The 23,386-nt window shown below is 73.2% G+C and carries 17 protein-coding genes and 2 pseudogenes; 10 read left to right on the forward strand and 9 right to left on the reverse strand.

Annotated elements, in window-relative coordinates; all coding sequences use genetic code 11:
* Positions 1-31: 31 nt before the first annotated feature.
* Positions 32-1,147, forward strand: coding sequence for an allantoicase (alc, locus tag C6376_RS30400; protein WP_107446344.1), 1,116 nt, complete (start codon positions 32-34; stop codon positions 1,145-1,147).
* A 56-nt stretch (positions 1,148-1,203) separates the two neighbouring features.
* Here alc and C6376_RS30405 read toward each other — a convergent pair whose 3' ends face one another.
* Positions 1,204-1,419, reverse strand: coding sequence for a hypothetical protein (locus C6376_RS30405; protein ID WP_107449280.1), 216 nt, complete (start codon positions 1,417-1,419; stop codon positions 1,204-1,206).
* A gap of 163 nt (positions 1,420-1,582) precedes the next feature.
* Entirely contained in the window at positions 1,583-2,599 is a 1,017-nt protein-coding gene (locus C6376_RS30410; protein WP_107446345.1) for a Gfo/Idh/MocA family oxidoreductase, read from the reverse strand.
* 129 nt (positions 2,600-2,728) lie between these two features.
* On the opposite strand from C6376_RS30410, the gene C6376_RS30415 reads away from it, so the two are divergent.
* From C6376_RS30415 to C6376_RS30440, 6 genes are all read left to right on the forward strand, one after another.
* The gene (locus tag C6376_RS30415) at positions 2,729-3,466 is read left to right on the forward strand and encodes a GntR family transcriptional regulator (RefSeq protein WP_173985930.1); all 738 of its coding nucleotides are present in this window, start codon (positions 2,729-2,731) and stop codon (positions 3,464-3,466) included.
* A 292-nt stretch (positions 3,467-3,758) separates the two neighbouring features.
* Positions 3,759-4,907 (forward strand): ROK family glucokinase, encoded by a 1,149-nt coding sequence (locus C6376_RS30420; RefSeq protein WP_107446347.1) that lies wholly within the window; start codon positions 3,759-3,761, stop codon positions 4,905-4,907.
* 144 nt (positions 4,908-5,051) lie between these two features.
* On the forward strand, positions 5,052-5,645 hold the full coding sequence (locus C6376_RS30425; RefSeq protein WP_107446348.1) for a sugar kinase: 594 nt from the start codon (positions 5,052-5,054) through the stop codon (positions 5,643-5,645).
* 139 nt (positions 5,646-5,784) lie between these two features.
* On the forward strand, positions 5,785-8,643 hold the full coding sequence (locus C6376_RS30430) for a DEAD/DEAH box helicase (RefSeq protein ID WP_107446349.1): 2,859 nt from the start codon (positions 5,785-5,787) through the stop codon (positions 8,641-8,643).
* On the forward strand, positions 8,643-11,489 hold the full coding sequence (locus C6376_RS30435) for an SWIM zinc finger family protein (protein WP_367881060.1): 2,847 nt from the start codon (positions 8,643-8,645) through the stop codon (positions 11,487-11,489). The genes C6376_RS30430 and C6376_RS30435 overlap by 1 nt, the downstream gene beginning before the upstream one ends.
* 275 nt (positions 11,490-11,764) lie before the next feature.
* The gene (locus C6376_RS30440; RefSeq protein ID WP_254076125.1) at positions 11,765-13,738 is read left to right on the forward strand and encodes an ABC transporter ATP-binding protein; all 1,974 of its coding nucleotides are present in this window, start codon (positions 11,765-11,767) and stop codon (positions 13,736-13,738) included.
* Between the two features lie 209 nt (positions 13,739-13,947).
* Here the strand turns inward: C6376_RS30440 and C6376_RS45625 are convergent.
* Positions 13,948-14,331, reverse strand: a pseudogene (locus C6376_RS45625) (ABC transporter permease); the annotation flags it as partial.
* Positions 14,332-14,416: 85 nt separating this feature from the next.
* Positions 14,417-15,121 (reverse strand): CBS domain-containing protein, encoded by a 705-nt coding sequence (locus tag C6376_RS30450; RefSeq protein ID WP_107446350.1) that lies wholly within the window; start codon positions 15,119-15,121, stop codon positions 14,417-14,419.
* 567 nt (positions 15,122-15,688) lie between these two features.
* Between C6376_RS30450 and pflB the strand changes: the two genes are divergently transcribed.
* The 3 genes from pflB to C6376_RS30465 all read left to right on the forward strand — a co-directional run bounded on the left by pflB (position 15,689) and on the right by C6376_RS30465 (position 19,828).
* Positions 15,689-17,950, forward strand: a complete 2,262-nt coding sequence (gene pflB, locus C6376_RS30455; protein WP_107446351.1) for a formate C-acetyltransferase — start codon at positions 15,689-15,691, stop codon at positions 17,948-17,950.
* Entirely contained in the window at positions 17,947-18,693 is a 747-nt protein-coding gene (pflA, locus tag C6376_RS30460) for a pyruvate formate-lyase-activating protein (RefSeq protein ID WP_173985763.1), read from the forward strand. Before pflB ends, pflA begins: the two co-directional genes overlap by 4 nt.
* Before the next feature lie 442 nt (positions 18,694-19,135).
* The gene (locus tag C6376_RS30465) at positions 19,136-19,828 is read left to right on the forward strand and encodes a response regulator transcription factor (RefSeq protein ID WP_107446352.1); all 693 of its coding nucleotides are present in this window, start codon (positions 19,136-19,138) and stop codon (positions 19,826-19,828) included.
* A gap of 188 nt (positions 19,829-20,016) precedes the next feature.
* Here the strand turns inward: C6376_RS30465 and C6376_RS46525 are convergent.
* The 5 genes and pseudogenes from C6376_RS46525 to narH form a co-directional block, all read right to left on the reverse strand.
* Positions 20,017-20,094: pseudogene (locus C6376_RS46525) on the reverse strand (hypothetical protein); the annotation flags it as partial.
* Complete coding sequence (locus C6376_RS46205; protein WP_301554715.1) at positions 20,091-20,216, reverse strand: hypothetical protein; 126 nt, start codon at positions 20,214-20,216, stop codon at positions 20,091-20,093. The gene C6376_RS46205 and the pseudogene C6376_RS46525, both read right to left, overlap by 4 nt.
* Before the next feature lie 81 nt (positions 20,217-20,297).
* Positions 20,298-21,074, reverse strand: a complete 777-nt coding sequence (gene narI / locus C6376_RS30470) for a respiratory nitrate reductase subunit gamma (protein ID WP_107446353.1) — start codon at positions 21,072-21,074, stop codon at positions 20,298-20,300.
* A complete protein-coding gene (gene narJ, locus C6376_RS30475) occupies positions 21,071-21,862 on the reverse strand; it encodes a nitrate reductase molybdenum cofactor assembly chaperone (RefSeq protein ID WP_107446354.1) in 792 nt (263 codons plus the stop codon). Before narJ ends, narI begins: the two co-directional genes overlap by 4 nt.
* Positions 21,859-23,385, reverse strand: coding sequence for a nitrate reductase subunit beta (gene narH / locus C6376_RS30480; protein WP_107446355.1), 1,527 nt, complete (start codon positions 23,383-23,385; stop codon positions 21,859-21,861). The genes narJ and narH overlap by 4 nt, the downstream gene beginning before the upstream one ends.
* Between the last annotated feature and the right edge of the window lies 1 nt (position 23,386).

Consider the following 23,386-nt stretch of genomic DNA (forward strand, 5'->3'; position numbering starts at 1 on the left):
GGCCGACTCCCGAAAGGCAGATCTGATCACCGTGACGGCGACGACGAGATTCACCGGCGACGCGAACCCCTACGGAGGCGGCGACCCGTACGCGGACTACCGCACCGCCGACCTCCCCTTCACCCGGTACGTCGACCTCGCCGACCGGCGGCTCGGCGGTGCGGTCGTCGCCGCCAACGACGAGTTCTTCGCCGAGCGCGAGAACCTTCTGCTGCCCGGACCCGCCGAGTTCGACCCGGAGCGCTTCGGGCACAAGGGCAAGATCATGGACGGCTGGGAGACCCGCCGACGCCGCGGCGCCGACGCCGACCACCCGTGGCCGGCCGCCGACGACCACGACTGGGCGCTCGTCCGTCTCGGCGCGCCCGGCGTGATCCGGGGCATCGTCGTCGACACGGCCCACTTCCGCGGCAACCACCCGCAGGCGGTGTCGGTCGAGGGCGCGTCGGTGGCGGGCACGCCGTCGCCCGAGGAACTCCTCGGGGACGACGTGAAGTGGACGACGCTGGTCCCGCGCACGCCGGTCGGCGGCCACGCGGCGAACGGTTTCCCCGTGGCGACCGAGCAGCGCTTCACTCACCTGCGGGTCAACCAGCATCCCGACGGCGGCATCGCCCGCCTGCGGGTGCACGGCGAGGTCGTCCCCGACCCCGGGTGGCTGGCCGTGCTCGGTGCCTTCGACGTGGTCGCCCTGGAGAACGGCGGCCGGGTCGAGGACGCATCCGACCGCTTCTACTCGCCCGCGGTCCACACCATCCAGCCGGGCCGCTCCCGCAAGATGGACGACGGCTGGGAGACCCGCCGCCGCCGCGACCGGGGCCACGACTGGATCCGCTACCGGCTGGCCGCCCAGGCGCGGATCCGCGCGCTGGAGATCGACACGGCGTACCTGAAGGGCAACAGCGCCGGCTGGGCCTCGGTGTCGGTCAAGGACGGCGACGACGGCGCGTGGACGGAGATCCTGCCGCGCACCCGCCTGCAGCCCGACACCGACCACCGGTTCGTCCTGCCGGAACCCGCGGTCGGCACGCACGCGCGCGTGGACATCTATCCGGACGGCGGCATCTCCCGCCTGCGCCTGTTCGGCTCGCTGACGGAGGAGGGCGCGCGCCGCCTCACGGCCCGCCATCAGGAGCTGGGCGGCTGACCGGGCCGTCCTCGCGGGAACCCACGGAGCCGGCGGGCCGCCGCCGGGACGCCCGGTCAGTCGGATCCCCGGCTCTCCCCGGCGGCGAACAGCGCGAACGCCGGCACGAGCAGCGCGACGCTCGCGTACACCTCGTGGCCGTCCAGGAGGCCGATCCGCCGCACGAGGCCCACATGCCGCTGGGCGTCCTCGTGCGGCAGCCCGAGGACGCCCAGCACCAGGGCGAAGAATCCGAGCAGACCCTCGGCCGCACCGCCTACCGCATCGTCCAGGAGGGGCTGACCAACGCCCGCAAGCACGCCCCGGGACCGTCCCGGGCGAAGACCGCGGGCGGCGGGTCCGGGGGAACGGGTCCGGGCGGCGGCAGGACCCGCGGCCGTTCGCCGCGCCGGCCCGCCATGTCCGCTCACACAGTCCTGAGGGCGCCGTCCCGGCTCACGCCGTCCCGAGGGACGCCGGGATCTCCGCGAGCCGTACCGCCCGGCGTTCTCGGCGGGACACCTCGCAGGCCTCGGCGATACGCAGGGCCTGCAGCGCCTCGCGGCCGTCGCAGGGGTTGGCGCGGTCCCCGCGGACGACGTCGACGAAGGCGTTCAGCTCCGCCGTGTAGGCGGGTTCGAAGCGTTCCAGGAATCCCGTCCACGGCTTGTCCGCGGCCGGTGGACCGGTGGGCTCGGTGGACGCGATCGGCGTGCGGTCGTCCAGGCCCACGACGATCTGGTCCAGCTCCCCGGCCAGCTCCATGCGGACGTCGTAACCCGCCCCGTTCAGCCGGGTCGCCGTCGCGGTGGCGAGGGTGCCGTCGTCGAGGGTGAGGACCGCGGCCGCCGTGTCCACGTCCCCCGCCTCGCGGAACATCGCGGGACCGGCGTCGGACCCTGCCGCGTACACGTCCGCCACCTCGCGCCCGGTCACCCAGCGCAGGCAGTCGAAGTCGTGGATGAGCGCGTCCCGGTAGATCCCGCCGGACACCGGCAGCCAGGCGGCCGGTGGCGCCGACTCGTCGGAGGTCAGCGCCCGCACCGTGTGCAGCCGTCCGAGCCGCCCCGAGCGCACCGCCTCCCGGGCCCCCGTGTACCCCGCGTCGAAGCGGCGCTGGAAACCCATCTGAAGGATCGTTCCGGCGTTCTCGACCTCGGCTATCGCCTGTAAGGTCCCCGCCAGGTCCAGGGCGATCGGCTTCTCGCAGAAGACCGGCAGTCCGGAGCGCGCTGCCCGACCGATCAGTTCGGCGTGGGCCGACGTGACCGTCGTGATGACCACGGCGTCCACGCCCCAGCGGAAGATCTCGTCCACCCCGGGAGCGGCCGTCTCGCCCAGCCGCAGCGCGAGCTCCTGAGCCCGCGCGGGGTCGGCGTCCGTCAGGATGAGGGATCCGACCTCGCGGTGACGGCTGAGTGTGTTCGCATGAATGGTGCCGATGCGGCCCGTCCCGATGACCCCGATGCGCATGGAACCAAAGTGACGTCGCAGGCAGCACCCTGTCAATGCGCATGTCCGGACAATCGGACTACACAACTTCCCGTCAACCGGTCGCGGAGCTACGCTCGGGCCGTGCCGAAACCAGGAGTGGACCCGACCGTGCAGCTGGAACTACGTGTGGACCGCAGTTCGCCGGTGCCCTTGTACTTCCAGCTCGCCCAGCAGCTGGAGGCCGCGATCGAGCACGGCTCGCTCACCCCCGGCAGCCTGCTGGGCAACGAGATCGAGCTCGCCGCACGGCTCGGCCTGTCCCGGCCCACCGTCCGCCAGGCGATCCAGTCGCTCGTGGACAAGGGGCTCCTGGTGCGCCGCCGGGGCGTCGGCACACAGGTCGTGCACAGCCAGGTCAAACGCCCGCTGGAGCTCAGCAGCCTCTACGACGACCTGGAGGCGGCCGGGCAGCGTCCGGCGACGACGGTCCTGGTCAACACCGTGCTGCCGGCGTCCGCCGAGGTGGCGGCCGCGCTCGGGGTGGCCGAGGGCAGTGACGTCCACCGGGTGGAACGGCTGCGGCTGGCGCACGGCGAGCCGATGGCGTACCTGTGCAACCACCTGCCCTCCGGCCTGCTCGACCTCGACACCGCACAGCTGCAGGCCACCGGCCTGTACCGCCTGATGCGGGCCGCCGGGATCACCCTGCACAGCGCCCGCCAGTCCATCGGCGCCCGCGCCGCCACCGTGGACGAGGCGGAGCGGCTCGCCGAGGAGCCGGGCGCCCCGCTGCTGACCATGCAGCGCACCACCTTCGACGACACCGGCCGCGCGGTGGAGTTCGGCGACCACATCTACCGCCCGACCCGCTACTCCTTCGAGTTCCAGCTGCTCGTGCGCCCCTGAGCGCTTCTGTGCGCCCCGGGCGCGACGGCGGGCGCGGCGCCGTGAGGCCGCGGCGCGGGTCACCGCGGTCAGGAGCGTGACGTCCACGACGCTGTGACCCCCGTCACCCGTGCACGCCGGCGGCGGGGAAGCGACGAGGACCGCCGGGGAGACCCCCGCCACGAGCTGGGACGTCGCACAGCCGTCCGTCCCCGCGCCGCCGCAGTCGCCGGGCGTCAGCCGGCGGCGAAGGCCGCGCGGCGTCGTCGCCCGGCTCGGCACCCGAGGTGGGGGTGAGGCAGAATCGGCGACGATGAGCACCTACGGCAACTTCAGCGCCCCCATCGGCTCCCGTCGCGCCCCCGCACTCCGCACGGTGGGCACCAGGGAGCGCCGCTCGCTCCTGACCGCGCCACGGGTGCCCACCGTGGGCATCGACATCGGCGGCACCAAGGTGATGGCGGGCGTCGTCGACGCCGACGGCAACATCCTGGAGAAGGTCCGCACCGAGACGCCGGACAAGTCGAAGAGCCCGAAGGTCGTCGAGGACACCATCGTCGAACTGGTCCTCGACCTGTCCGACCGCCACGACGTGCACGCCGTGGGCGTCGGCGCGGCGGGCTGGGTCGACGCCGACCGCAACCGTGTGCTGTTCGCGCCTCATCTGTCCTGGCGCAACGAACCCCTCAGGGACCGCCTCTCCGGCCGTCTCGCGGTGCCCGTCCTCGTCGACAACGACGCCAACACCGCCGCCTGGGCGGAGTGGCGCTTCGGCGCGGGCCGAGGCGAGGACCACCTCGTCATGATCACCCTCGGTACCGGAATCGGCGGCGCGATCCTCGAGGACGGCCAGGTCAAGCGCGGCAAGTACGGCGTCGCCGGCGAGTTCGGCCATATGCAGGTGGTGCCCGGCGGCCATCGCTGCCCGTGCGGCAACCGCGGCTGCTGGGAGCAGTACAGCTCGGGCAACGCCCTGGTCAGGGAGGCCAAGGAGCTGGCCGCCGCCGACTCGCCGGTGGCCTACGGGATCATCGAGCACGTCAAGGGGCAGATCGGGGACATCAGCGGCCCCATGATCACCGAGCTGGCCCGCGAGGGCGACGCCATGTGCATCGAGCTGCTCCAGGACATCGGCCAGTGGCTGGGCGTCGGCATCGCCAACCTCGCCGCCGCCCTCGACCCCTCCTGCTTCGTGATCGGCGGTGGCGTCTCGGCCGCCGACGACCTGCTGATCAGCCCCGCGCGCGACGCGTTCAAGCGCCAGCTCACCGGTCGTGGCTACCGTCCCGAGGCCCGGATAGTGCGCGCCCAGCTCGGCCCCGAGGCGGGCATGGTCGGCGCCGCGGACCTGGCCCGTCTGGTGGCGCGCCGCTTCCGGCGCGCCAAGCGCCGCCGCGTGGAGCGCTACGAGCGCTTCGAACGGTTCACGGAGGCGGCCCGCCGCAACCAGGACACGGCGTGACGTCTGTACCGTCCCCGCCCGGGACACGGCCCGACGCGCGAGCCGCCCTCCGCCCCAGCCACGGCCTGACGGCCGTGCCGCCCTCCGCCCAGGACATCGCATGACCCCGGTACCGCAACCGCCCCGCACGACCTCGGACGCCGTATGAGCGCACCGCTGCCCCGCCAGGCCGCGTCCTTTGGCGAGCCGCCCCACCCGCCGGAGGACCGCCGGCACATGATCCGCCGCAGGGCGCTCACCCTGCTGATCATCGTGCTGCTCATCGGCGTCCCGGCCGGCTACCTGGTGATCTCCGCCAACCAGAGCCGCAGCAGCGGCAAGGACAAGGAGGCGAAGTACTCGGCGACCGGGCTCACCGAGGGCTGGCCCTCGAAGGTGCAGCGCCGTCTGTACCAGGTGCCGGTCCCGCACCCGGCCAACAAGGTCGCCTACTACGAGACCAACAACTGGAAGACCAGCCGGCTCTATGTGCAGTTCCAGACCACGCACGCCGGCCTCGACCAGTTCCTCGCGGAGATCGGCGTGGGCCGTGACGACCTGAAGAAGGGTGACATCGCCATCAGCGACCGCGACCAGGAGATCACCGGCTGGAAGTTCAGCGGCCCCGGCTCGCGTCCGGGGGACGACTTCGGCATCGTCCTCGAGCGGAAGAACCCGCAGCCCACGCTGGACATCGTCGTGAACACCGGAAACGCGGTCTTCCCGTTCGTGTACGTCGTCTCCCGCACGGTCCCCTGACCCGGTTCCCGGGGCCCCGCCCGGGCCCCGGCCGGACCCGACCCGGGCCCCGGCCGGCCGTCCGGGGCCGATTGTCAGACCCCGCCCGTAGAGTCGAAGACGACTGATCCGACAGACGGGCGGGAGGTGGACACCCGGCATGAGCGTCACGGCCGACGGGACGGCGACCGCCGAGCCCGGTTCCCTCTCCCTCCCCGTGCGGCTCGCCGCCGTCTTCCTGCCCGCACCCCTCCCGCGCGAGGGCCGCGTCGCCTTCTGGGACCCGGCCGGCGACGCGCTGCCCGCCGCGGCGGCGGAACACACGGAGCTCACCGTCGTCCGGCGCCAGGGTGCCACGATCCGCCGCAGGCGGACCCCGGCCCTGTCCCTGCCGCTCGACACGGCGCTCCCGCTGCTCGTGCGCGCCCGCAGCGACCCCGCCGCCCACCCGGCGACCGCCTGCTGGGGCGCGGCCGCGCTGCACGCGCTGCGGCTCGCCGCCCGCGGCCGCCTCCTGCCCGGCCTGACGCCGGCCGGGCACGACGCCTGGCGCGCGGGCCCGCTGGACCCGCAGGACATCGCGCATCTGCGCGCGGTCGCCGCCGCGCTCCCGCCCGAGGGCCACGCCGTGCCGCTCCCCGGCTCCGGGCCGCTCCTGCTGCCCCGGCCCGAGCCCCTGATGCGCGCGTTCCTCGACGCGGTGGCGGACACCATGCCCCGCACCCCGGCCGCGCCGCACGCCTGCGGGAAGCCCTTCGCCGACCGCCGCCCGCAGCGGCTGTCCGGCGCCCACGACTGGGCCGCGGAAGTCGCCGCCGGCATGGACGCCGGGGTGCGGATCTCGCTCCGCCTCGACCTGTCGGCGTACGACATGTTCGACGCGTCCGGCGACGACGGCCACGGCGCAGCGCGGGTGCGCAGCGCGGGCGCGGCGATCGTCCAGGTGCACAGCCTCGCCGACCCGACCCTGGTGGCGGACGCGGCGGCGCTGTGGGCGGGCGAGGCCGACGCGGCCTTCGGGGCACGCGCGCGCGTGGACGCGGCCCTCGCCGTGCGGCGCGCGGCCCGCGTGTGGCCGCCGCTCGCCCGGCTCGCCGAACAGGACGCGCCGGACGTCCTGGCCCTCTCCGAGGACGAACTGGGCGATCTGCTCGGCGTGGCCGCCACCCGGCTCGCCGCTGCCGGGGTTGCCGTGCACTGGCCTCGGGACCTCGCACAGGACCTCAGCGCCGCCGCCGTGGTCCGTCCCGCGCCCGGCTCCGCGACCGACGGCGGGAGCTTCTTCGAGGGCGAGGAACTACTGCAGTTCCGCTGGCAGCTGGCGCTCGGCGGCGACCCGCTCAGCGAGGCCGAGATGGACGCGCTGGCGGAGGCCCACCGCCCGGTGGTGCGGCTGCGCGACCAGTGGGTGCTGGTCGATCCGGCGCTGGTGCGCAAGGCCCGCAAACGCGAACTGGGCCTGCTGGACCCGGTCGACGCCCTGTCCGTCGCCCTCTCCGGCGTGGCCGAGGTCGACGGCGAGACCGTCGAGGCGGTGCCGGTCGGCGCCCTGGCCGCCCTGCGCGACCGGCTCACCGCCGGGGTAAGGCCCGCCGAGCCGCCCGCCGGTCTGCACGCCGTCCTGCGCGACTACCAGCTGCGCGGCCTGGCCTGGCTGGACCTCATGACCTCCCTCGGCCTCGGCGGCTGTCTCGCCGACGACATGGGCCTCGGCAAGACGATCACCGTCATCGCCCTGCATCTGAAGCGGGCCCGCACCGAGCCCACGCTGGTGGTCTGCCCGGCCTCCCTGCTGGGCAACTGGCAGCGCGAGATCAACCGCTTCGCACCCGGGGTGCCCGTCCGCCGCTTCCACGGCCCCGACCGCAGCCTGGCCGAACTGTCCGGCGGCTTCGTCCTCACCACGTACGGCACCATGCGCACGGCGGCCCCGACACTGGCCGCACAGCCCTGGGGCATGGTCGTCGCGGACGAGGCGCAGCACGTGAAGAACCCCTACTCGGCGACGGCGAAGGCACTGCGCACCATCCCGACGCCCGCGCGCGTGGCGCTGACCGGCACCCCCGTCGAGAACAACCTGTCCGAGCTCTGGGCGCTGCTCGACTGGACGACACCCGGGCTCCTCGGCCCCCTGAAGTCCTTCCGCGCCCGGCACGCACGCGCGGTGGAGAACGGCGAGGACGACCAGGCGGTGGAGCGCCTCGCCCGGCTGGTCCGCCCGTTCCTGCTGCGCCGCAAGAAGTCCGATCCCGGCATCGTGCCCGAGCTGCCGCCCAAGACGGAGACCGACCACCCGGTCCTGCTCACCCGTGAGCAGGCCGCCCTCTACGAGGCGGTGGTCCGTGAGTCCCTGCTGGCCATCGAGACGGCGGACGGCATCGCCCGGCGCGGCCTGGTCCTGAAGCTCCTCGGCGCGCTGAAGCAGATCTGCGACCACCCCGCCCTCTACCTCAAGGAGGCCGGCCCCGCCGTGGGTGACGCCCTGGCCGCCCGCTCAGGCAAACTCGCCCTGCTGGACGAGCTGTTGGACACCCTCCTCGCGGAGGACGGCTCGGCCCTCGTCTTCACCCAGTACGTCGGCATGGCCCGTCTGATCACCGCCCATCTCACCGCCCGCGCCGTCCCCGTCGACCTGCTGCACGGCGGGACTCCGGTGCCGGAACGGGAACGGATGGTGGACCGCTTCCAGAGCGGCGCGACCCCGGTCCTCGTGCTGTCCTTGAAGGCCGCCGGCACGGGTCTCAACCTGACACGCGCGGGGCACGTCGTGCACTTCGACCGGTGGTGGAACGCGGCGGTGGAGGAACAGGCCACCGACCGCGCCTACCGCATCGGCCAGACCCAGCCGGTGCAGGTGCACCGCCTCGTCACCGAGGGCACGGTCGAAGACCGCATCGCCGAGATGCTCCAGGTCAAGCGTGCCCTGGCGGACGCGATCCTCGGCTCCGGCGAGTCGGCCCTGACCGAACTCACGGACCGTGAACTCACCGACCTGGTCAGGCTGCGGAGGGAGGCGTGATGAGCGAACCGCGCGAGGGTGCCGGGCCGGCCGACGAGGCGCGCCGAGCGCTGCGGGCTGCCCGGGAGCGGCGCCGGCAGGAGCAGACGGTACAGCAGCACACGCCGGAGGAGCGCACCGAACGGCGGACGGACCGCCCCGACCGCCCCGACCGTCCTGCGGCCCTCGCCGCCCCTCGGCCGGCCGACGCCGCCCGCGCGGCCCTGCGCCGCGCCGCCGCGCAGCCCTCTCCCGTCACTGCCGGTCCGGGTCCCGCGGGTGACGCCGGCCCCGTCCCCGACACCGGTTCCGTGGGCGTCCCCGGCCCCGTCGCCGACCCTGGTCCCGCGGGCTGCACCGGTTCCGTGGGTGACGACGGTCCGGTGGCTCCGGTGGCCGGCTCGGTGCCTGCGGCCGACGCCCACCCCGGTCCCGACTCCGGGGCCGAACCCGTTCCCGTGGTCGGCCCCGGAGTCGGGACCGGCTCGGGTCCCGCGTCCGGCATCGGCGCAGCGGCCGGCCCCGACCCTGTGCAGCCCCCGGGTTCCGCGGCCGGTACCGGTCCCGTGGCTCCGGTGCCGGGCTCGGTGCCTGCGACCGGCGCCCACCCCGGGGCAGACTCCGCCCCTGCGTCCGTCCCGCACCCTGCGTCCGTCCCGGACTCCGCGTCCGGGACCCGTTCTGCGGAGGCCGGTCCGGGACCGGGTGGCGACGCCGCCGGCACCGCCGCAGGGGCGACTGCCTCCACCGACAGGGAGGCCGTCACCCCGGCGGATCGCCGGCCCGCGGCGACCGCCGCGCCGCCCGCACCCGCAGCGCCGGCCGCCGTGGACGCGGCGGGGGCCGACGCCGCCGCGTCCGACGAGCGGCCCCGACCGTCCTCTGCGTCGGACGAGCAGCCAGGACCCTCCTCCCGCCTCACGACCGTCCGGAACACCACGCCCGCACGGGCCGAATCCGCGCCGGACGCCACGACCGCGCCGTCCGTGACGACCGGCCCACGTCCGGGGGACGTCGCCCGTGAGGCCCTGCGCGCGGCCCGGGCCCAGGCACGCCGCGATCCGTCCGGAACCGAGGCCCGGACATCCGCCGACACATCCGCCGGCACAGATGAACAGTCGGCCCACGAGGGCCATGAGACGGCCGCCCGCCGACGGCGTCACCGTCCCGGCCCGAACCCCGCACGTCCCTTCGCCCCGCCCGCCGGGCGCACCGCCGGTGTCCGAGGCGCGGACCACCCGCGCGATCGGCTCGCCGAGGAACGCGCCCGCGCGGTCAGGGAGTTGCTCGCCGACTCCTTCCGTATGCCGACGGACGACTCTGCCGGGCCCGAGTCCGTACCCGAGCCCGAGTCCGTACCCGAGCCCCCATCCGTACCCCGGCTCGAGTGCGAGTGCGAGTCCGAGCCCGGCTGCAAACCCGCATCCGCATCCGCACCCGCACCGGAACCCGTGCGAACGACCCGCCGGGACGACGCGGAGAACGGCCCCGACGGCCCCGACGGCTCCTACGCCCCCGAAGACCCCCATGTCCCCGACGGTCGCGACGGTCATGCGTTCCACGCGCTCTCCGTGGCGCTCGACGACGTCCAACCCCACACCCCCCGTTCCATGGCGGCCCCCTCCCGGGACGGCGATCACCGCCGCACCTTCCCGGCCTTCCCCCCGCACACCGGCGGCGACTTCGCCGGGACCTGGTGGGGGAACGCCTGGGTCGCCGCGCTCGAGGAGGGCGCCCTCGACCCCAAGCGCGTGCTCCGCGGGCGCGGTTACGCCGAGCAGGGAAACGTGGACGCGATCACGGTCACGCCGGGCCACGTCCTGGCCTATGTGCAGGGCAGCCGCCCCCGCCCGTACCGCGTCCAGGTGCGGCTGCGCACCCTCGGCGAGGAGGACTGGGAGCGTTTCCTGGCAGCCGCCGTCGAGCACCCGGGGCACATCGCCGCGCTGCTCGACAAGGAGATGCCGGAGTCGCTCGCCGGGTGCGGGGTGCCGCTGCTGCCCGGCCCCGGCGACCTGGAACCGCACTGCAGCTGCCCCGACCGCGGTCACCCCTGCAAGCACGCGGCCGCCCTCTGCTACCAGACCGCGCGGCTGCTCGACGCCGACCCGTTCGTGCTGCTCCTGCTGCGCGGCCGGGGCGAGCGCGAACTGCTGGACGCGCTGTCCCGGCGCAACGCCGCCCGGGCGGCCCGCGCCGCCCTGGAGCGGCAACCCCGTCTCCTGCCGGGTGTGCGGGCCGCGGAAGCCCTCGCGGAGCGCCGGCTGCCGCCCCTCCCGGACCCGCTGCCCGCGCCCGCGCACCCCGAGCAGCCTCCGGTGTACCCGTCCGCCCCGAACGGCCCGGACTCCTTCGCCCTGGACCACCTCGCGACGGACGCGGCCGCCCGTGCCCACGCCCTGCTGACCACCGGGTACGACGAGATCGGCGCGCTGACCCTCTGGCAGGACGCCGTGCGGCTCGCAGCGTCCCGCCCCGGCTCCGGGCTCACCGTCGCCACCCGGGCCCTCTACGCCTCGCTGTCCTCCGCCGCCGGCCGCACCCCGTCCGAACTGGCGCGCGCGGTGGCCGCCTGGCGACAGGGCGGACCGGACGGACTCGCCGTCCTGGAGGAGTCCTGGGACCCGCCGGCCGGCCGCTTCGACCGGGCGCGTCCCCTCCTCCTGGCCGCCGACCTGCCCGCCTTCCGCCCCCGTCGCAACCATCTCACCCACCCGCGCGGCCATGTCCAACTCCGCTTCGGGCGGGACGGGTTGTGGTATGCGTACGAGTCCGAACCCGGCCATGACGACTGGTGGCCGCGCGGCACCCCCGACCCGGACCCGGTGGGCGCGCTCACCGGACTGGGCGGCTCGGGCGAGTTCTGATCTCAGTCCGCAGTCCGCGGTCCGCAGTCCGCAGTCCGGGACGGCGTGCGCCTTCGCGGTGCCTGCGCCACGCCTCGTGCCGGGCCGGACCCCTGTCAGGGGTGACGGCTGTCAGGGGTGACGGCTGCGTCGGCTGCCCTCGGCTCATCACCGGATACGTCCGCTGCGTATGGAGAAGGGCTCTCCTGTCCGGTTCTCGCCCTTCCGCATTAAATGCCTGGACTGCGGAGCTTCCCGGACGGGAGACTTCCGACTTCCGAACCACCGGGAGCGTGATGGGAACAACAGATATGAGAGGCCCGACGCCGGGCAGGAGCGCGGTCGTTCTGGCGTTGCGCCGCTACGGCCTGGAACTGCTGCGGCTACGACGACTGGCCCTGCCCGCGCTGCTGCTGCCGGCCGTGGGCAACATCGGCATCCGCTACGTCGCCCCGCTGCTGATCGCCAAACTGGCCGGACAGGCCGCCGGCGGCGGCGGTCTCACCCTCGGCTCGGCGCTGCCGTACGTGCTGGGCTTCGGCGCGACGCTGCTGCTCGCCGAGGCGGTGTGGCGGGTCGGGCTGCACTGCCTGAACCGTGTGGACGCCCTCGGCATAGAACACCTGTACGTGAGCGGCATGGACGAACTCCTCGCCAAGGACGCGGCGTTCTTCCACGACAACTTCGCCGGTTCCCTGACCAAACGGGTGCTGAGTTTCGGCAAGCGCTTCGAGGACTTCGTCGACACGGTGACGTACCGGATCGTGGGCAGTCTCGTCCCCCTGGTGTTCGGCGCCGTGGTGCTGTGGAGCTACGAGCCGATGCTCGTCGTCGGACTTCTCGTGATGATCGCGCTGACCGTGGTGGCCGCGACGCCGGTGATCCGTCGCCGGCAGATGCTCGTCCACGACCGTGAGGCGGCGATCGCCCGGGTCTCCGGACATGTAGCCGACAGTCTCGCGAACATGGAGACCATCCGGGCGTTCGCGGCCGAGCGGCGGGAGGCCGACGAACACCGCAGCCGGGTCGCGGAATCCCGGCACCTGATGCTGCGGTCGTGGGACTACGGCAATCTGCGCGTCGACACCCTGATCGCCCCTCTGTCGGTGCTGACGAACGTGCTGGGCCTGGTGGTCGCCATCGCCTTAGGAGGCCCCGGCCAGGGAGTGGAGGAGGTCGTCGTCGCGTTCACCTACTACTCCAACGCGACCCAGATCATGTTCGAGTTCAACCAGATCTACCGGCGTCTGGAAAGCTCGATGACCGAGGCCGCGCAGTTCACGGAGCTGCTGCTGGATCCGCCCACCGTGCTCGACCCGGCGGAACCCCAACCGCTCGCGGCCCGGGACACCGGCATTCGCTTCGAGGCGGTGACCTTCGCCCACGCGGGCGCGAAGCCGATCTTCCAGAAACTCGAACTGGACGTGCCCGCCGGCGCGCGGATCGGTCTGGTCGGCAGGTCCGGCGGCGGCAAGACCACACTCACCCGGCTCCTGCTGCGGATGTCGGACATCGACGGCGGACGCATCCTGATCGGCGGTCAGGACATCAGCCGATTGCGCCAGAGCGACCTGCGCTCCCTGATCGCCTATGTCCCGCAGGACCCCGCCATGTTCCACCGCAGCCTGCGGGACAACATCGCCTTCGCCCGGCCCGGCGCCACCGACGAGGAGATCCGCGCCGCGGCCACGGCGGCACACGTCACGGAGTTCGCCGACCAACTCCCGGATGGATTCGGCACCTTGGTGGGGGAGCGGGGAGTGAAGCTCTCGGGCGGCCAGCGACAGCGCGTCGCCCTCGCCAGGGCCATCCTGCGCGACGCCCCGATCCTGCTGCTAGACGAGGCGACCAGCGCGCTGGACTCGGAGAGCGAACTCCTCGTCCAGGACGCCCTGTGGCGGTTGATGGAAGGACGCACGGCCCTGGTGGTGGCCCACCGGCTGAGCACCGTCGCCGGCATGGACCGTCTCGTCGTCCTCGACCGGGGGAGCGTCGTCGAGGAGGGATCCCACGAGGAGTTGCTCGCGGCGAACGGCGCCTACGCCAAGCTGTGGCAGCACCAGTCGGGCGGCTTCCTCGGCGAGAGCTCCGAGCCGTCCCCGGGATGCCCGGCCACGGAACGTCCCACCACCGGACGCCCGGTCCCGGGAGCCGGCCCCGGCGGGCTGCCCGGACCGGCCGATCCCCCACCGGACCAGGGCCAGGGCCAGGGACCGTACCCGGACCCGGAAACGTCGTCGCACGTCAGTACGGGCACCGGGGCCGTGTGACCGGGTTCGGCGGACGGCCCTCCTGAGGCGGCGTCCGGTCTCCGAGGCCTGCGCCCCGGGTCGAAAGGCCGTGCCGACGCCGGGCCGGGCCTGCCCGCGCGCACGGATGGGCTCCTCCTGGCAGGAGGAGCCCATGTCCCGGCCCGTACCGGGGGCTGTTCCGTGCGCAGGCCCGCGGGGCGCATCATGCGCAGCAGCAGCAGCAGCGGCAGGCCGAGCAGGGCTCCCGCCAGCGCCTCGCCCGCCGCGATCCGCCGGGTCGTCCCCCGGTCGGAGCCGACCAGGCGCAGCGCGGCGAGGCGGCGGTCGCGGCGTTCGCCGCCGAAGCGGACGGCGGCGGCGATGAACACGGCGACCGGCGTCAGCAGCACGACGAACACGACCGCGATCATGAGCAGCGGCACCGGGTCGGTCTTCTCGGGTTCCGCGTCCGGTTTGCCGAACTCGGTCAGCCGCGTCACCAGGGAGGCGTACGACAGCGTCAGCCCCGAGGCTCCGGCGTAGTGGGCGAGTTCGTGCGAGCCGATCAGCCCGCGCTCGCCGGTCGTTCCGGTGATCTTGTACGGCAGGCGCTCGCGCAGCGGTTTCGCGTCGTCCCCGTCGTCGCAGCCGGTTGCGTCGAAGACACGCCACCCCGCCCCGCGGCCGTGCCCTCGCGGCCCGTGGCCTGTCGGCCCCTCACGCGCGCGATGTGTTCTCGGCGTCGCTCGTCGGGTCGGGGCGCGGCCCGGCGGAGCGGTCGGGCTCGGAGACGTCGAAGTCCACGTCCACGACCCCCTCGACGGCCCGGATCAGACGCGCGGCCACGGGGATCAGGGAGGTGTCGCGGATACGGCCGCCGAGCGTCACGACCCCGTCCCGCACCGCCACGCGTACGGACGACGTCGACGCGGGGAAGAGGTACGACACCACCTCCCGGCGCACCTCCTCGACGATGTCGTCGTCATCGCGCAGAAACACCTTCAGCAGGTCGGCGCGGCTGACGATGCCCTGCAGCATGCCCACGTCGTCGACGACGGGCAGCCGTTTGACCTTCGCCCGGGCCATGGTCCGAGCGGCCTGGGAAAGCGTCGTGTCGGCCGGGACGGTGAGCGCCGGTGACGTCATCAGCTCCCCGGCGGTCACCGCGCCGGCCTTCGCCAGGTCGGACAGCCGCCGCAGCTGGGTCTCCCGGTCGGGGTCGCTGTCGCGGAACTCCTCCTTGGGCAGCAGGTCGGCCTCGGACACGATTCCGACGACCCGGCCCTCGCCCTCCAGGACGGGCAGGGCGCTGACCTTCCAGTCCTGCATCATCCGCACGATCTCCTTGAAGGAGGCGCCGCGGCCGATGGCGGCCACGGTCTGGGTCATCACATCGCTGACGATGTGCGGGGTGCCGTGCATGACGTCTCCCTCTCCTTCGGCGCTGTCACTTCGAGTCGTCGGCGCAGCCGCGGTGCCCGGCCGGCGACGACCGCAGCGTGCAGGCCGTGGCGGGAGCGTTCCCGACGTGCCTGCGGTGCGTTCGAACCTGCGCATCCAGCGTGCTCCCCGTGTCCGGCGCCGGACGAGGGGCCGCCCGGCCCCGCGGGCGGGCCGCCCGGCCCCGCGGCCGGGTCCTTCGGCACCCTGCGGCGGAACGGTCCTGGACGTGGGACGAGGACGACAGACGACTCGGCGGAAGGTGGTGTGCACGGTGGCCGCGCCGCGGCGGCAGGGGTCACCCACGACCGGGGCACCCCGGCCGGCCAACGGAGCCGCCCCGGTCCGACGGGTACCGGACCGGGCCGAGCGGGTCGTCCTCCTCGGCCGCCGGGCTCGTCGTCAGGTCCGGGCCGGGACCAACGGCCCGGCGGACGGGGGCCCGATGGCGCGCTCCGGGTACGCCGACCGACCCTCCTCCCCGGCGCCGTGAGCGACGACCATCGACAGGACGGAAAGTTCACACGGCAGACGAGGGAGAGACCGGCGATGACCGCAACGGTGACAGCTGGACCCCGGGCGACGACCGAGGCATGGCGCGACTTCGCCGGCGCGCAGTGGCGGGAGAACGTCGACGTGCGCGACTTCATCCAGGCCAACTACACACCGTACGAAGGTGATCACACGTTCCTGGCCGGGCCGACCGAGCGCACGCTCGCCGTCTGGGAGAAGGTCGCCCGGCTGTTCCCCGAGGAACGGCGCCGGGGCGTCCTCGACGTCGACCCGGGCACACCGTCCACCATCACCTCGCACCGGCCGGGCTTCATCGACCGCGACCGGGAACTGATCGTCGGCCTGCAGACGGACGCCCCGCTCCGGCGGGCGATCATGCCCAACGGCGGGCTGCGGATGGTGGAGAACGGTCTGAAGGCGTACGGCTACCAGGCCGACCCCTTCGTCACCCGCGTCTTCAGCAACTACCGCAAGACCCACAACGACGGCGTCTTCGACGCCTACACCCCCGCCATGCGGGCCGCCCGCAAGGCCGGGATCATCACCGGGCTGCCGGACGCCTACGGGCGCGGCCGGATCATCGGCGACTACCGGCGCGTCGCGCTGTACGGCACGGCACGGCTGATCGAGGCCAAGCGCGCGGACCTGGCCCTGCTGGACGCATCGCCCTCCACTCCGGACGTCATCCGTGACCGCGAGGAACTGGCCGAGCAGATCCGGGCGTTGGGCGAGCTGACCGAGATGGCGGCCTCGTACGGCTGCGACGTCTCGCGTCCCGCCACGACCGCGCACGAGGCGGTGCAGTGGCTCTACCTCGGCTTCCTCGCGGCGGTGAAGGAGCAGAACGGCGCGGCGATGTCGCTGGGCCGCACCTCCACCTTCCTGGACGTCTACCTCCAGCGTGACCTGGACGAAGGCCGCATCGACGAGACCCGGGCACAGGAGCTGATCGACGACTTCGTGATCAAGCTGCGGATCGTGCGGTTCCTGCGCACCCCCGAGTACGACGCGCTGTTCTCCGGCGACCCGACCTGGGTGACGGAGTCCATCGGCGGTATCGGCACCGACGGACGCCCGCTGGTCACCCGCACCTCCTTCCGCTTCCTGCAGACCCTCTACAACCTCGGCCCGGCTCCCGAGCCCAACCTGACCGTCCTGTGGTCGCCGCGGCTGCCGGACGGCTTCAAGCGGTTCTGCGCGCAGGTCTCCATCGACACCAGCGCGATCCAGTACGAGTCCGACGACCTGATGCGCCCGCGTACCGGCGACGACACGGCGATCGCCTGTTGCGTGTCCGCGATGGCGGTCGGCAGGCAGATGCAGTTCTTCGGGGCGCGGGTCAACCTGGCCAAGGCGCTGCTGTACGCGGTCAACGGTGGCCGGGACGAGATGACCGGCGAGCAGGTCGCGCCCCCGACGCCCCCGCTGACCGGTGAGTACCTGGACTACGAGGAACTGTCGGCGGCGTACGACCGCGTGCTGGACTGGCTGGCGCAGACCTACGTCGACGCGCTGAACGTCATCCACTACATGCACGACAAGTACGCCTACGAACGCATCGAGATGGCGCTGCACGACTATCCGGTGCACCGGTTCATGGCGTGCGGGATCGCCGGCCTGTCGGTCACCGTGGACAGTCTGTCCGCCGTCAAGCACGCGCGGGTGAAGGTCTTCCGCGACGCCACCGGACTCGCCGTCGACTTCCGGACCGAAGGGGAGTTCCCGGCGTACGGCAACAACGACGACCGGGCGGACGACCTCGCCGTCGGCCTGGTGGAGTCGTTCATGACGAAGGTGCGCAGGCGCCCCACGTACCGCGACGCCGAGCACACCCAGTCGGTGCTGACGATCACCTCCAACGTCGTGTACGGCAAGCACACCGGCAACACGCCCGACGGCCGCCGCGCCGGCGCCCCGTTCGCGCCCGGAGCCAACCCGATGAACGGCCGGGACCGCCACGGGGTGGCCGCCTCGGCCCTCTCGGTGGCCAAGCTCCCGTACGAGCAGGCCCGCGACGGCATCTCGCTGACCACGACGATCACGCCCGAGGGACTGGGCCACGACCCGGCCGAGCGGGCGGGACACCTGGTCGGCATCCTCGACGCGTACACGGCCTCCGGCGGCTTCCACATGAACGTCAACGTCCTGGACCGGGCGACGCTCGAGGACGCCATGGAGCACCCGGAGAAGTACCCGGAGCTGACGGTCCGGGTCTCCGGGTACGCGGTCAACTTCGTCCGCCTGACCCGCGAGCAGCAGCTCGACGTGATCAGCCGCACCTTCCACGGATCACTGTGAGCACCACGGTCGAGCCGGTGACGGGCCGAATCCACTCCTGGGACCTGTCCACGGGAGTGGACGGTCCCGGGACCCGGTTCGTGCTGTTCCTCAGCGGCTGCCCGCTGCGCTGCCTGTACTGCGCCAACCCGGACACCTGGCACCTGCGCGACGGCGAGCGGAGGACCGTCGACGAGGTGATGGCCGAGATCGAGAAGTACCGGCCCTTCATCGCCACCGCCGGCGGGGGAGTGACCCTCACCGGCGGCGAGGCCCTGTTGCAGCCCACGTTCACGGCCGGGGTCTTCCGCCGCTGCAAGGAACTCGGTCTGCACACCGCCCTCGACACCTCCGGCTTCCTCGGCGCCCGCGCCACCGACGAACTCCTCGCGGACACCGACCTGGTCCTGCTGGACATCAAGTCCTTCGACATCCGCACCTACCGGAAGCTGACCGGCCAGGACCTCTCCCCGACGCTCGACTTCGCCACCCGCCTGGACCGGCTCGGCGTCCCGGTGTGGATCCGCTATGTCCTCGTGCCCGGCTGGACCGACGACCCGGCGGCCGTCGACGGGCTCGGTGCGTTCCTCGCCGGGCTGGCCAACGTCGACCGGGTGGACGTCCTGCCGTTCCACAAGCTCGGCGCCCACAAGTACGACGCGCTGGGCATCCCCTTCCCCCTGCGCGACACCGCCACGCCGGACCCGGATCTGACGGAACGGGTACGCGAGCAGTTCCGCGAGCACGGACTGCGAGCGCTCTGAAGGCGTCGCCCTGCCTCGCCCCGCGTCGCACGGTCGATGTGCGGCCGCTCGAGCGCCGGGCCGTCCGTCCCGCCGATCGCACAGGGCGCTGGCGTCCTGGATGCCGTCGCGTACCGGCATCCGCGGGTCGGCGGGCGCGCACGGGTCCTCGTAGGCGTACGTCCGCGGGTGATCGCGTGGCCGAACGAACCTCCCGGGATGCGGACGACCCCGTTCGTCCAGGGGGACGGTCTGCGGCTGCCGACGACGTCCTCGCTCCGGGCGTCGGCGGGCCGGGCTCCCGCGGGCGGACGACGTGCTGAGCTCGGCAGGGCCGACCGGCCCTGGCCCTTCGGCCCGGGATCGCGCAAGATCTGCGGTAGACAGGGACCGGTCGCGTCGCGCCCAGCGGGCCGCGGCCGGTGCAGCATTCGGACAGCGCGGAACGAGGAGCGTTTTTTTCATGGCGGAAGGCGAGCAGTCCGGCCCCGGCGACCCGATCAGGGTCTTCCTTCTGGACGACCACGAGGTGGTACGGCGAGGGGTGCACGACCTGCTGAACGACGAACCGGACATCACCGTCGTCGGCGAGGCCGCCAATGTCGAGCAGGCCTTGGTACGCGTGCCCGCACTGCGCCCGCAGGTGGCGGTGCTGGACGTGCGCCTGCCCGACGGCGACGGTGTGACCGTGTGCCGGGAGCTGCGCTCGCAGATGCCCGAGCTGGTCTGCCTGATGCTGACCTCGTTCGACGACGAGGAGGCCCTGCTGGACTCGATCATGGCAGGGGCGTCCGGCTATGTGCTGAAGCAGATCAAGGGGTCCGACCTGGTGGCGGCCGTGCGCACGGTGGCCGCCGGCCAGTCCCTGCTCGATCCCAGCGCCACCGCCAGGCTGATGGCCCGGCTGCGCCAGGGCCAGGAGCCGGAGCCCGCGCCCGACTCCCTGCCGGATCTGACCGAGCGGGAGCGGGAGATCCTGGCCCTGATCGGCGAGGGACTGACCAACCGCCAGATCGGCCAGCGGCTCTACCTCGCCGAGAAGACGGTGAAGAACCACATCTCCCGGCTGCTGGCCAAGCTCGGTGTGGAGCGTCGCATCCAGGCCGCCGTCATCGCCACCCAGGCCCAGGACCGTCTCAAGCACGAAGGCCGCTGAAGCCGCCGGACGGAGCGTGGGACACCCCGTAGGGGCAGAGCCTGCCGAGCTCGTAGGGTGGCCGTCCGATCAGCCGGTGCGCGAAACCGTCCCCACCGGCGCACCGTCCCCACCGGCGCGAGCCGCAGCCCACGGTGCGGTCGCGCCCTTGCGAGGACGGCGACGCCCGGGGCGGCCACGGCCGCGAAGACCGCCGGTCCGGGCAGCACGTCGGGCAAGCCGAACAGGCTGCCCTGCGGGCTGGACATGACGCTGCCGCGGCTCACGACGGGGGTGACGTCGCACGGTGGTCGGTGAGCCGGGTCGCCCAGGAGCCGCCGGTCGTCCACTCGTCCACGGTGGGCCGGAAGGAGGCGAGCCGGCCGGTGGTCCCGGTGCGGACCCTCACCCGGCCTGTCCGGCGGCTCGCGTCCACTGCCTGCGGGCGGCCCCGTGCTCGCGTCGTCCGGCGCGAGCACGGGGCCGTTGTTCAGGCGGCCCGCCGGGAGCCCGACGCCGACCGCGTCCCGCCCGCTGCCGTCGGAGCCGGTGTGGCCCGTCGGCGGTAGACCAGGTAGGGCCGGGTGAGGTAGCCGACCGGGGCGCTCCACACGTGGACGAGGCGGGTGAAGGGCCAGGCGGCGAAGAGCAGGAACGCGCTCAGGGCGTGGAGCTGGAACAGCAGGGGTGCTCCGGCGATGGCTTCGGGGTGGGGTTGCAGGACGAACAGGCCGCGGAACCAGACGGAGACGGTGGAGCGGTAGTCGTAGCCGGGGCCGAAGACGTTGTGGGCGGCGGTGGCGGTGATGCCGAGCAGGACGGTGGCGGTCAGCAGGGGGAAGAGCAGTTTGTCGCTGCGGTCGGTGCCCAGCCGGATCGATCGTGTCAGCAGGCGGCGTGCGGACAGCATGCCCAGTCCGGCGACCATGGCGATGCCCGCGACGGAGCCGGCCCAGACGGCTGTGGTGTGGTAGGCGTGTTCGGTGATGCCGGCGGCTTCGGTCCATGAGTCGGGGACGGCGAGTCCCACGACGTGTCCGGCGATCACCATGAAGGCGCCCAGGTGGAACAGGGGGCTGCCGTAGCGCAGCCAGCGGTGTTCGAGGAGCTGGGTGGTGCGTGAGGTCCAGCCGAACTGGTCCTGCCGGTAGCGCCAGACGTGTCCGACGGCGAACACCGCGAGACAGATGTAGGGCACGGCGACCCACAGCAGCAGGTCGGCGCCGCTCGCCGACGCTGCGGCCAGGGGGGTGGGGGCGGCGCTCATCGGGGGCCTTCCGTACGGCTGGTCGGAGCGGGCGGCACCTGGGTCGGCGGGGCGGCCGGCGGCGGCACGAAGGTGCCCGGCGGAGCGAACTCCCCCTCCCCGTACGTCCCGTAGGGATCGAGGCCGACCTCTTCGTTCGGCGGGCCCTCGGCGGCGAGCTGGGCCACCGCCGCGCGGTCGGCCTCGGTGGGCGGCGGCAGCAGGGTGAGCAGCGCTGCCAGGACATGCCCGTACGGGGAGTCGGCGTCGGTCAGCGCGTGCTGAATCAGTTCCAGTCCGCGCCGGTGCTGGCGCAGTGGCGCCTCGCCGCCGCCGGGTCCGGCCAGGGCGGCGAACTCCAGGACGACCGGGAGGTGGTCGGGCAGTTCGCCGCCGTCGGTGTCCCAGCCGGCGGCCTTGTACCGCTGGTTGAGGGTGAGCAGGGCCATGCCCCGGCGGCGGGTGTCGCCGTGCAGGTAGTAGGTGAGATAGAGGCTGCTCCGGCGCCGCAGGTCGAACATCTCGACGTAGTGGCGCTCCAGCGCCTCGGGGTCCTGTGCGGCGAACCAGTCGGTGAACCGGGCCAGGTGCTCCGCCGCGGGCGTGGCCGGCATGGCCTCCACCACGGCGGTCAACTCTGCCCGGGATGAGGTCAGTTCGGCGTCGGGGTACTGCAGGAGCAGCGACACGAGCCGCAGTGTCAGCGCCCGGCCCGCCGTCTCCTCGGGGGTGAGCCGGGCCGGGCGGCGTGCGGCTGCCCGGACGCGGGTGCGCACGAGGGCGGGAATCGATGCGGGCAGGGGGCTCACGGACGTCCTCCGGCAGTGGTGTCGCGGCGCAGGGTGGGGATGCCGAGCATGACCTTGCGGGGCTCGGGGTCGCCGGACGTCTCGACCGGGCAGCGGTTCTCCATCGCGGTCAGGGCGGCCGCGTCCTCCTTGTGGGCTGCGGGGACGACGTACCGGTCGGCGTACTTGGCGACGGCGAGGAGCCGGTGCAGGTCCTCCGCCTCGCGGGGGGTGAGGCCCACGGCCTTGAGCGCCGCCTCGTCGCCGGACTCGCCGAGGGTGCGTTCACGCATGTACGAGCGGAGCGCCGTGAGCTTCATCAGCACCCCGGCGACCACGTCCGTGTCCCCGGCGGTGAACAGCTCCGCCAGGTACTCCAGCGGGATGCGCAGCCGGGTGACGGCGGCGAACACATGGTCGGGGTCGTCCTGGTTGCCGCCAGCCGCGTCGACGGCGTCCAGGACGGGGGAGAGCGGCGGCACGTACCAGACCATCGGCATCGTCCGGTACTCCGGGTGCAGCGGCAGTGCCACCTTGTACCGCATCACCAGGTCGTACACGGGGGAGCGGCGGGCCGCGTCCAGCCAGTCCTCCGGGATGCCCGACTCCCTTGCCGCCGCGCGGACTTCGGGGTCGTGCGGGTCGAGGAACACCCCGCGCTGGGCGTCGAGGAGGTCCTTCTCGTCCGGGGTGGCGGCCGCTTCGCCCACGCGGTCGGCGTCGTAGAGGAGCAGGCCGAGGTAGCGCAGCCGGCCGACGCAGGTCTCGGAGCAGACGGTGGGCTGGCCGGCCTCGATGCGGGGGAAGCAGAAGGTGCACTTCTCGGCCTTGCCGGTGGCGTGGTTGACGTACACCTTCTTGTACGGGCAGGCCGTCACGCACATCCGCCAGCCGCGGCAGCGGTCCTGGTCGACGAGGACGATGCCGTCCTCGACCCGCTTGTACATCGCACCGGACGGACAGGCGGAGACGCATGCAGGGTTGAGGCAGTGCTCGCACAGGCGGGGCAGGTGGAAGAGGAAGGTCTGCTCGAACTCGAACTTGACCTTCTGCGCCCATTCCCCGCTGAGGTTGGGGTCGCCGCCGGCGTTCTCGGGGGCGCCGCCGAGGCCGTCCTCCCAGTTGGCGCCCCAGGTGATGGCGGTGGGCTCGCCGGTGAGGACCGAGCGGGGGCGGGCGACCGGCATGTCCTTCTGGGCGGGGGCGTTGACGAGGTTGTCGTAGTCGTAGGTGACCGGCTCGTAGTAGTCCTCGATGGACGGCAGGTCGGGGTTGGAGAACAGCGAGAGCAGCCGCTTGATCCGGCCCCCGGAGCGCAGGACGAGACGTCCGCGCTTGTCGAGCATCCAGCCGCCCTTCCACTGCTCCTGGTCCTCGTAGCGGCGCGGATAGCCGACGCCGGGCTTGGTCTCGACATTGTTGAACCAGGCGTACTCGACTCCGGTGCGGTTGGTCCACGTCTGCTTGCAGGTGACGGAGCAGGTGTGGCAGCCGATGCACTTGTCGAGGTTCATCACCATCGCGATCTGGGCCATGACGCGCATG

Source organism: Streptomyces sp. P3 (assembly GCF_003032475.1).
Classification (GTDB): Bacteria; Actinomycetota; Actinomycetes; order Streptomycetales; family Streptomycetaceae; genus Streptomyces.

What these genes read in the sequence shown, in the direction of transcription:
- C6376_RS30410 (WP_107446345.1), bottom strand. Translation starts at nt 2,599, where the DNA reads ATGCGCATCGGGGTCATCGGGACGGGCCGCATCGGCACCATTCATGCG.
- C6376_RS30420 (WP_107446347.1), top strand. Translation starts at nt 3,759, where the DNA reads ATGAGCACCTACGGCAACTTCAGCGCCCCCATCGGCTCCCGTCGCGCC.
- C6376_RS30425 (WP_107446348.1), top strand. Translation starts at nt 5,052, where the DNA reads ATGAGCGCACCGCTGCCCCGCCAGGCCGCGTCCTTTGGCGAGCCGCCC.
- C6376_RS30430 (WP_107446349.1), top strand. Translation starts at nt 5,785, where the DNA reads ATGAGCGTCACGGCCGACGGGACGGCGACCGCCGAGCCCGGTTCCCTC.
- C6376_RS30435 (WP_367881060.1), top strand. Translation starts at nt 8,643, where the DNA reads ATGAGCGAACCGCGCGAGGGTGCCGGGCCGGCCGACGAGGCGCGCCGA.
- C6376_RS30440 (WP_254076125.1), top strand. Translation starts at nt 11,765, where the DNA reads ATGGGAACAACAGATATGAGAGGCCCGACGCCGGGCAGGAGCGCGGTC.
- C6376_RS30450 (WP_107446350.1), bottom strand. Translation starts at nt 15,121, where the DNA reads ATGCACGGCACCCCGCACATCGTCAGCGATGTGATGACCCAGACCGTG.
- pflB (WP_107446351.1), top strand. Translation starts at nt 15,689, where the DNA reads ATGACCGCAACGGTGACAGCTGGACCCCGGGCGACGACCGAGGCATGG.
- C6376_RS30465 (WP_107446352.1), top strand. Translation starts at nt 19,136, where the DNA reads ATGGCGGAAGGCGAGCAGTCCGGCCCCGGCGACCCGATCAGGGTCTTC.
- narI (WP_107446353.1), bottom strand. Translation starts at nt 21,074, where the DNA reads ATGAGCGCCGCCCCCACCCCCCTGGCCGCAGCGTCGGCGAGCGGCGCC.
- narH (WP_107446355.1), bottom strand. Translation starts at nt 23,385, where the DNA reads ATGCGCGTCATGGCCCAGATCGCGATGGTGATGAACCTCGACAAGTGC.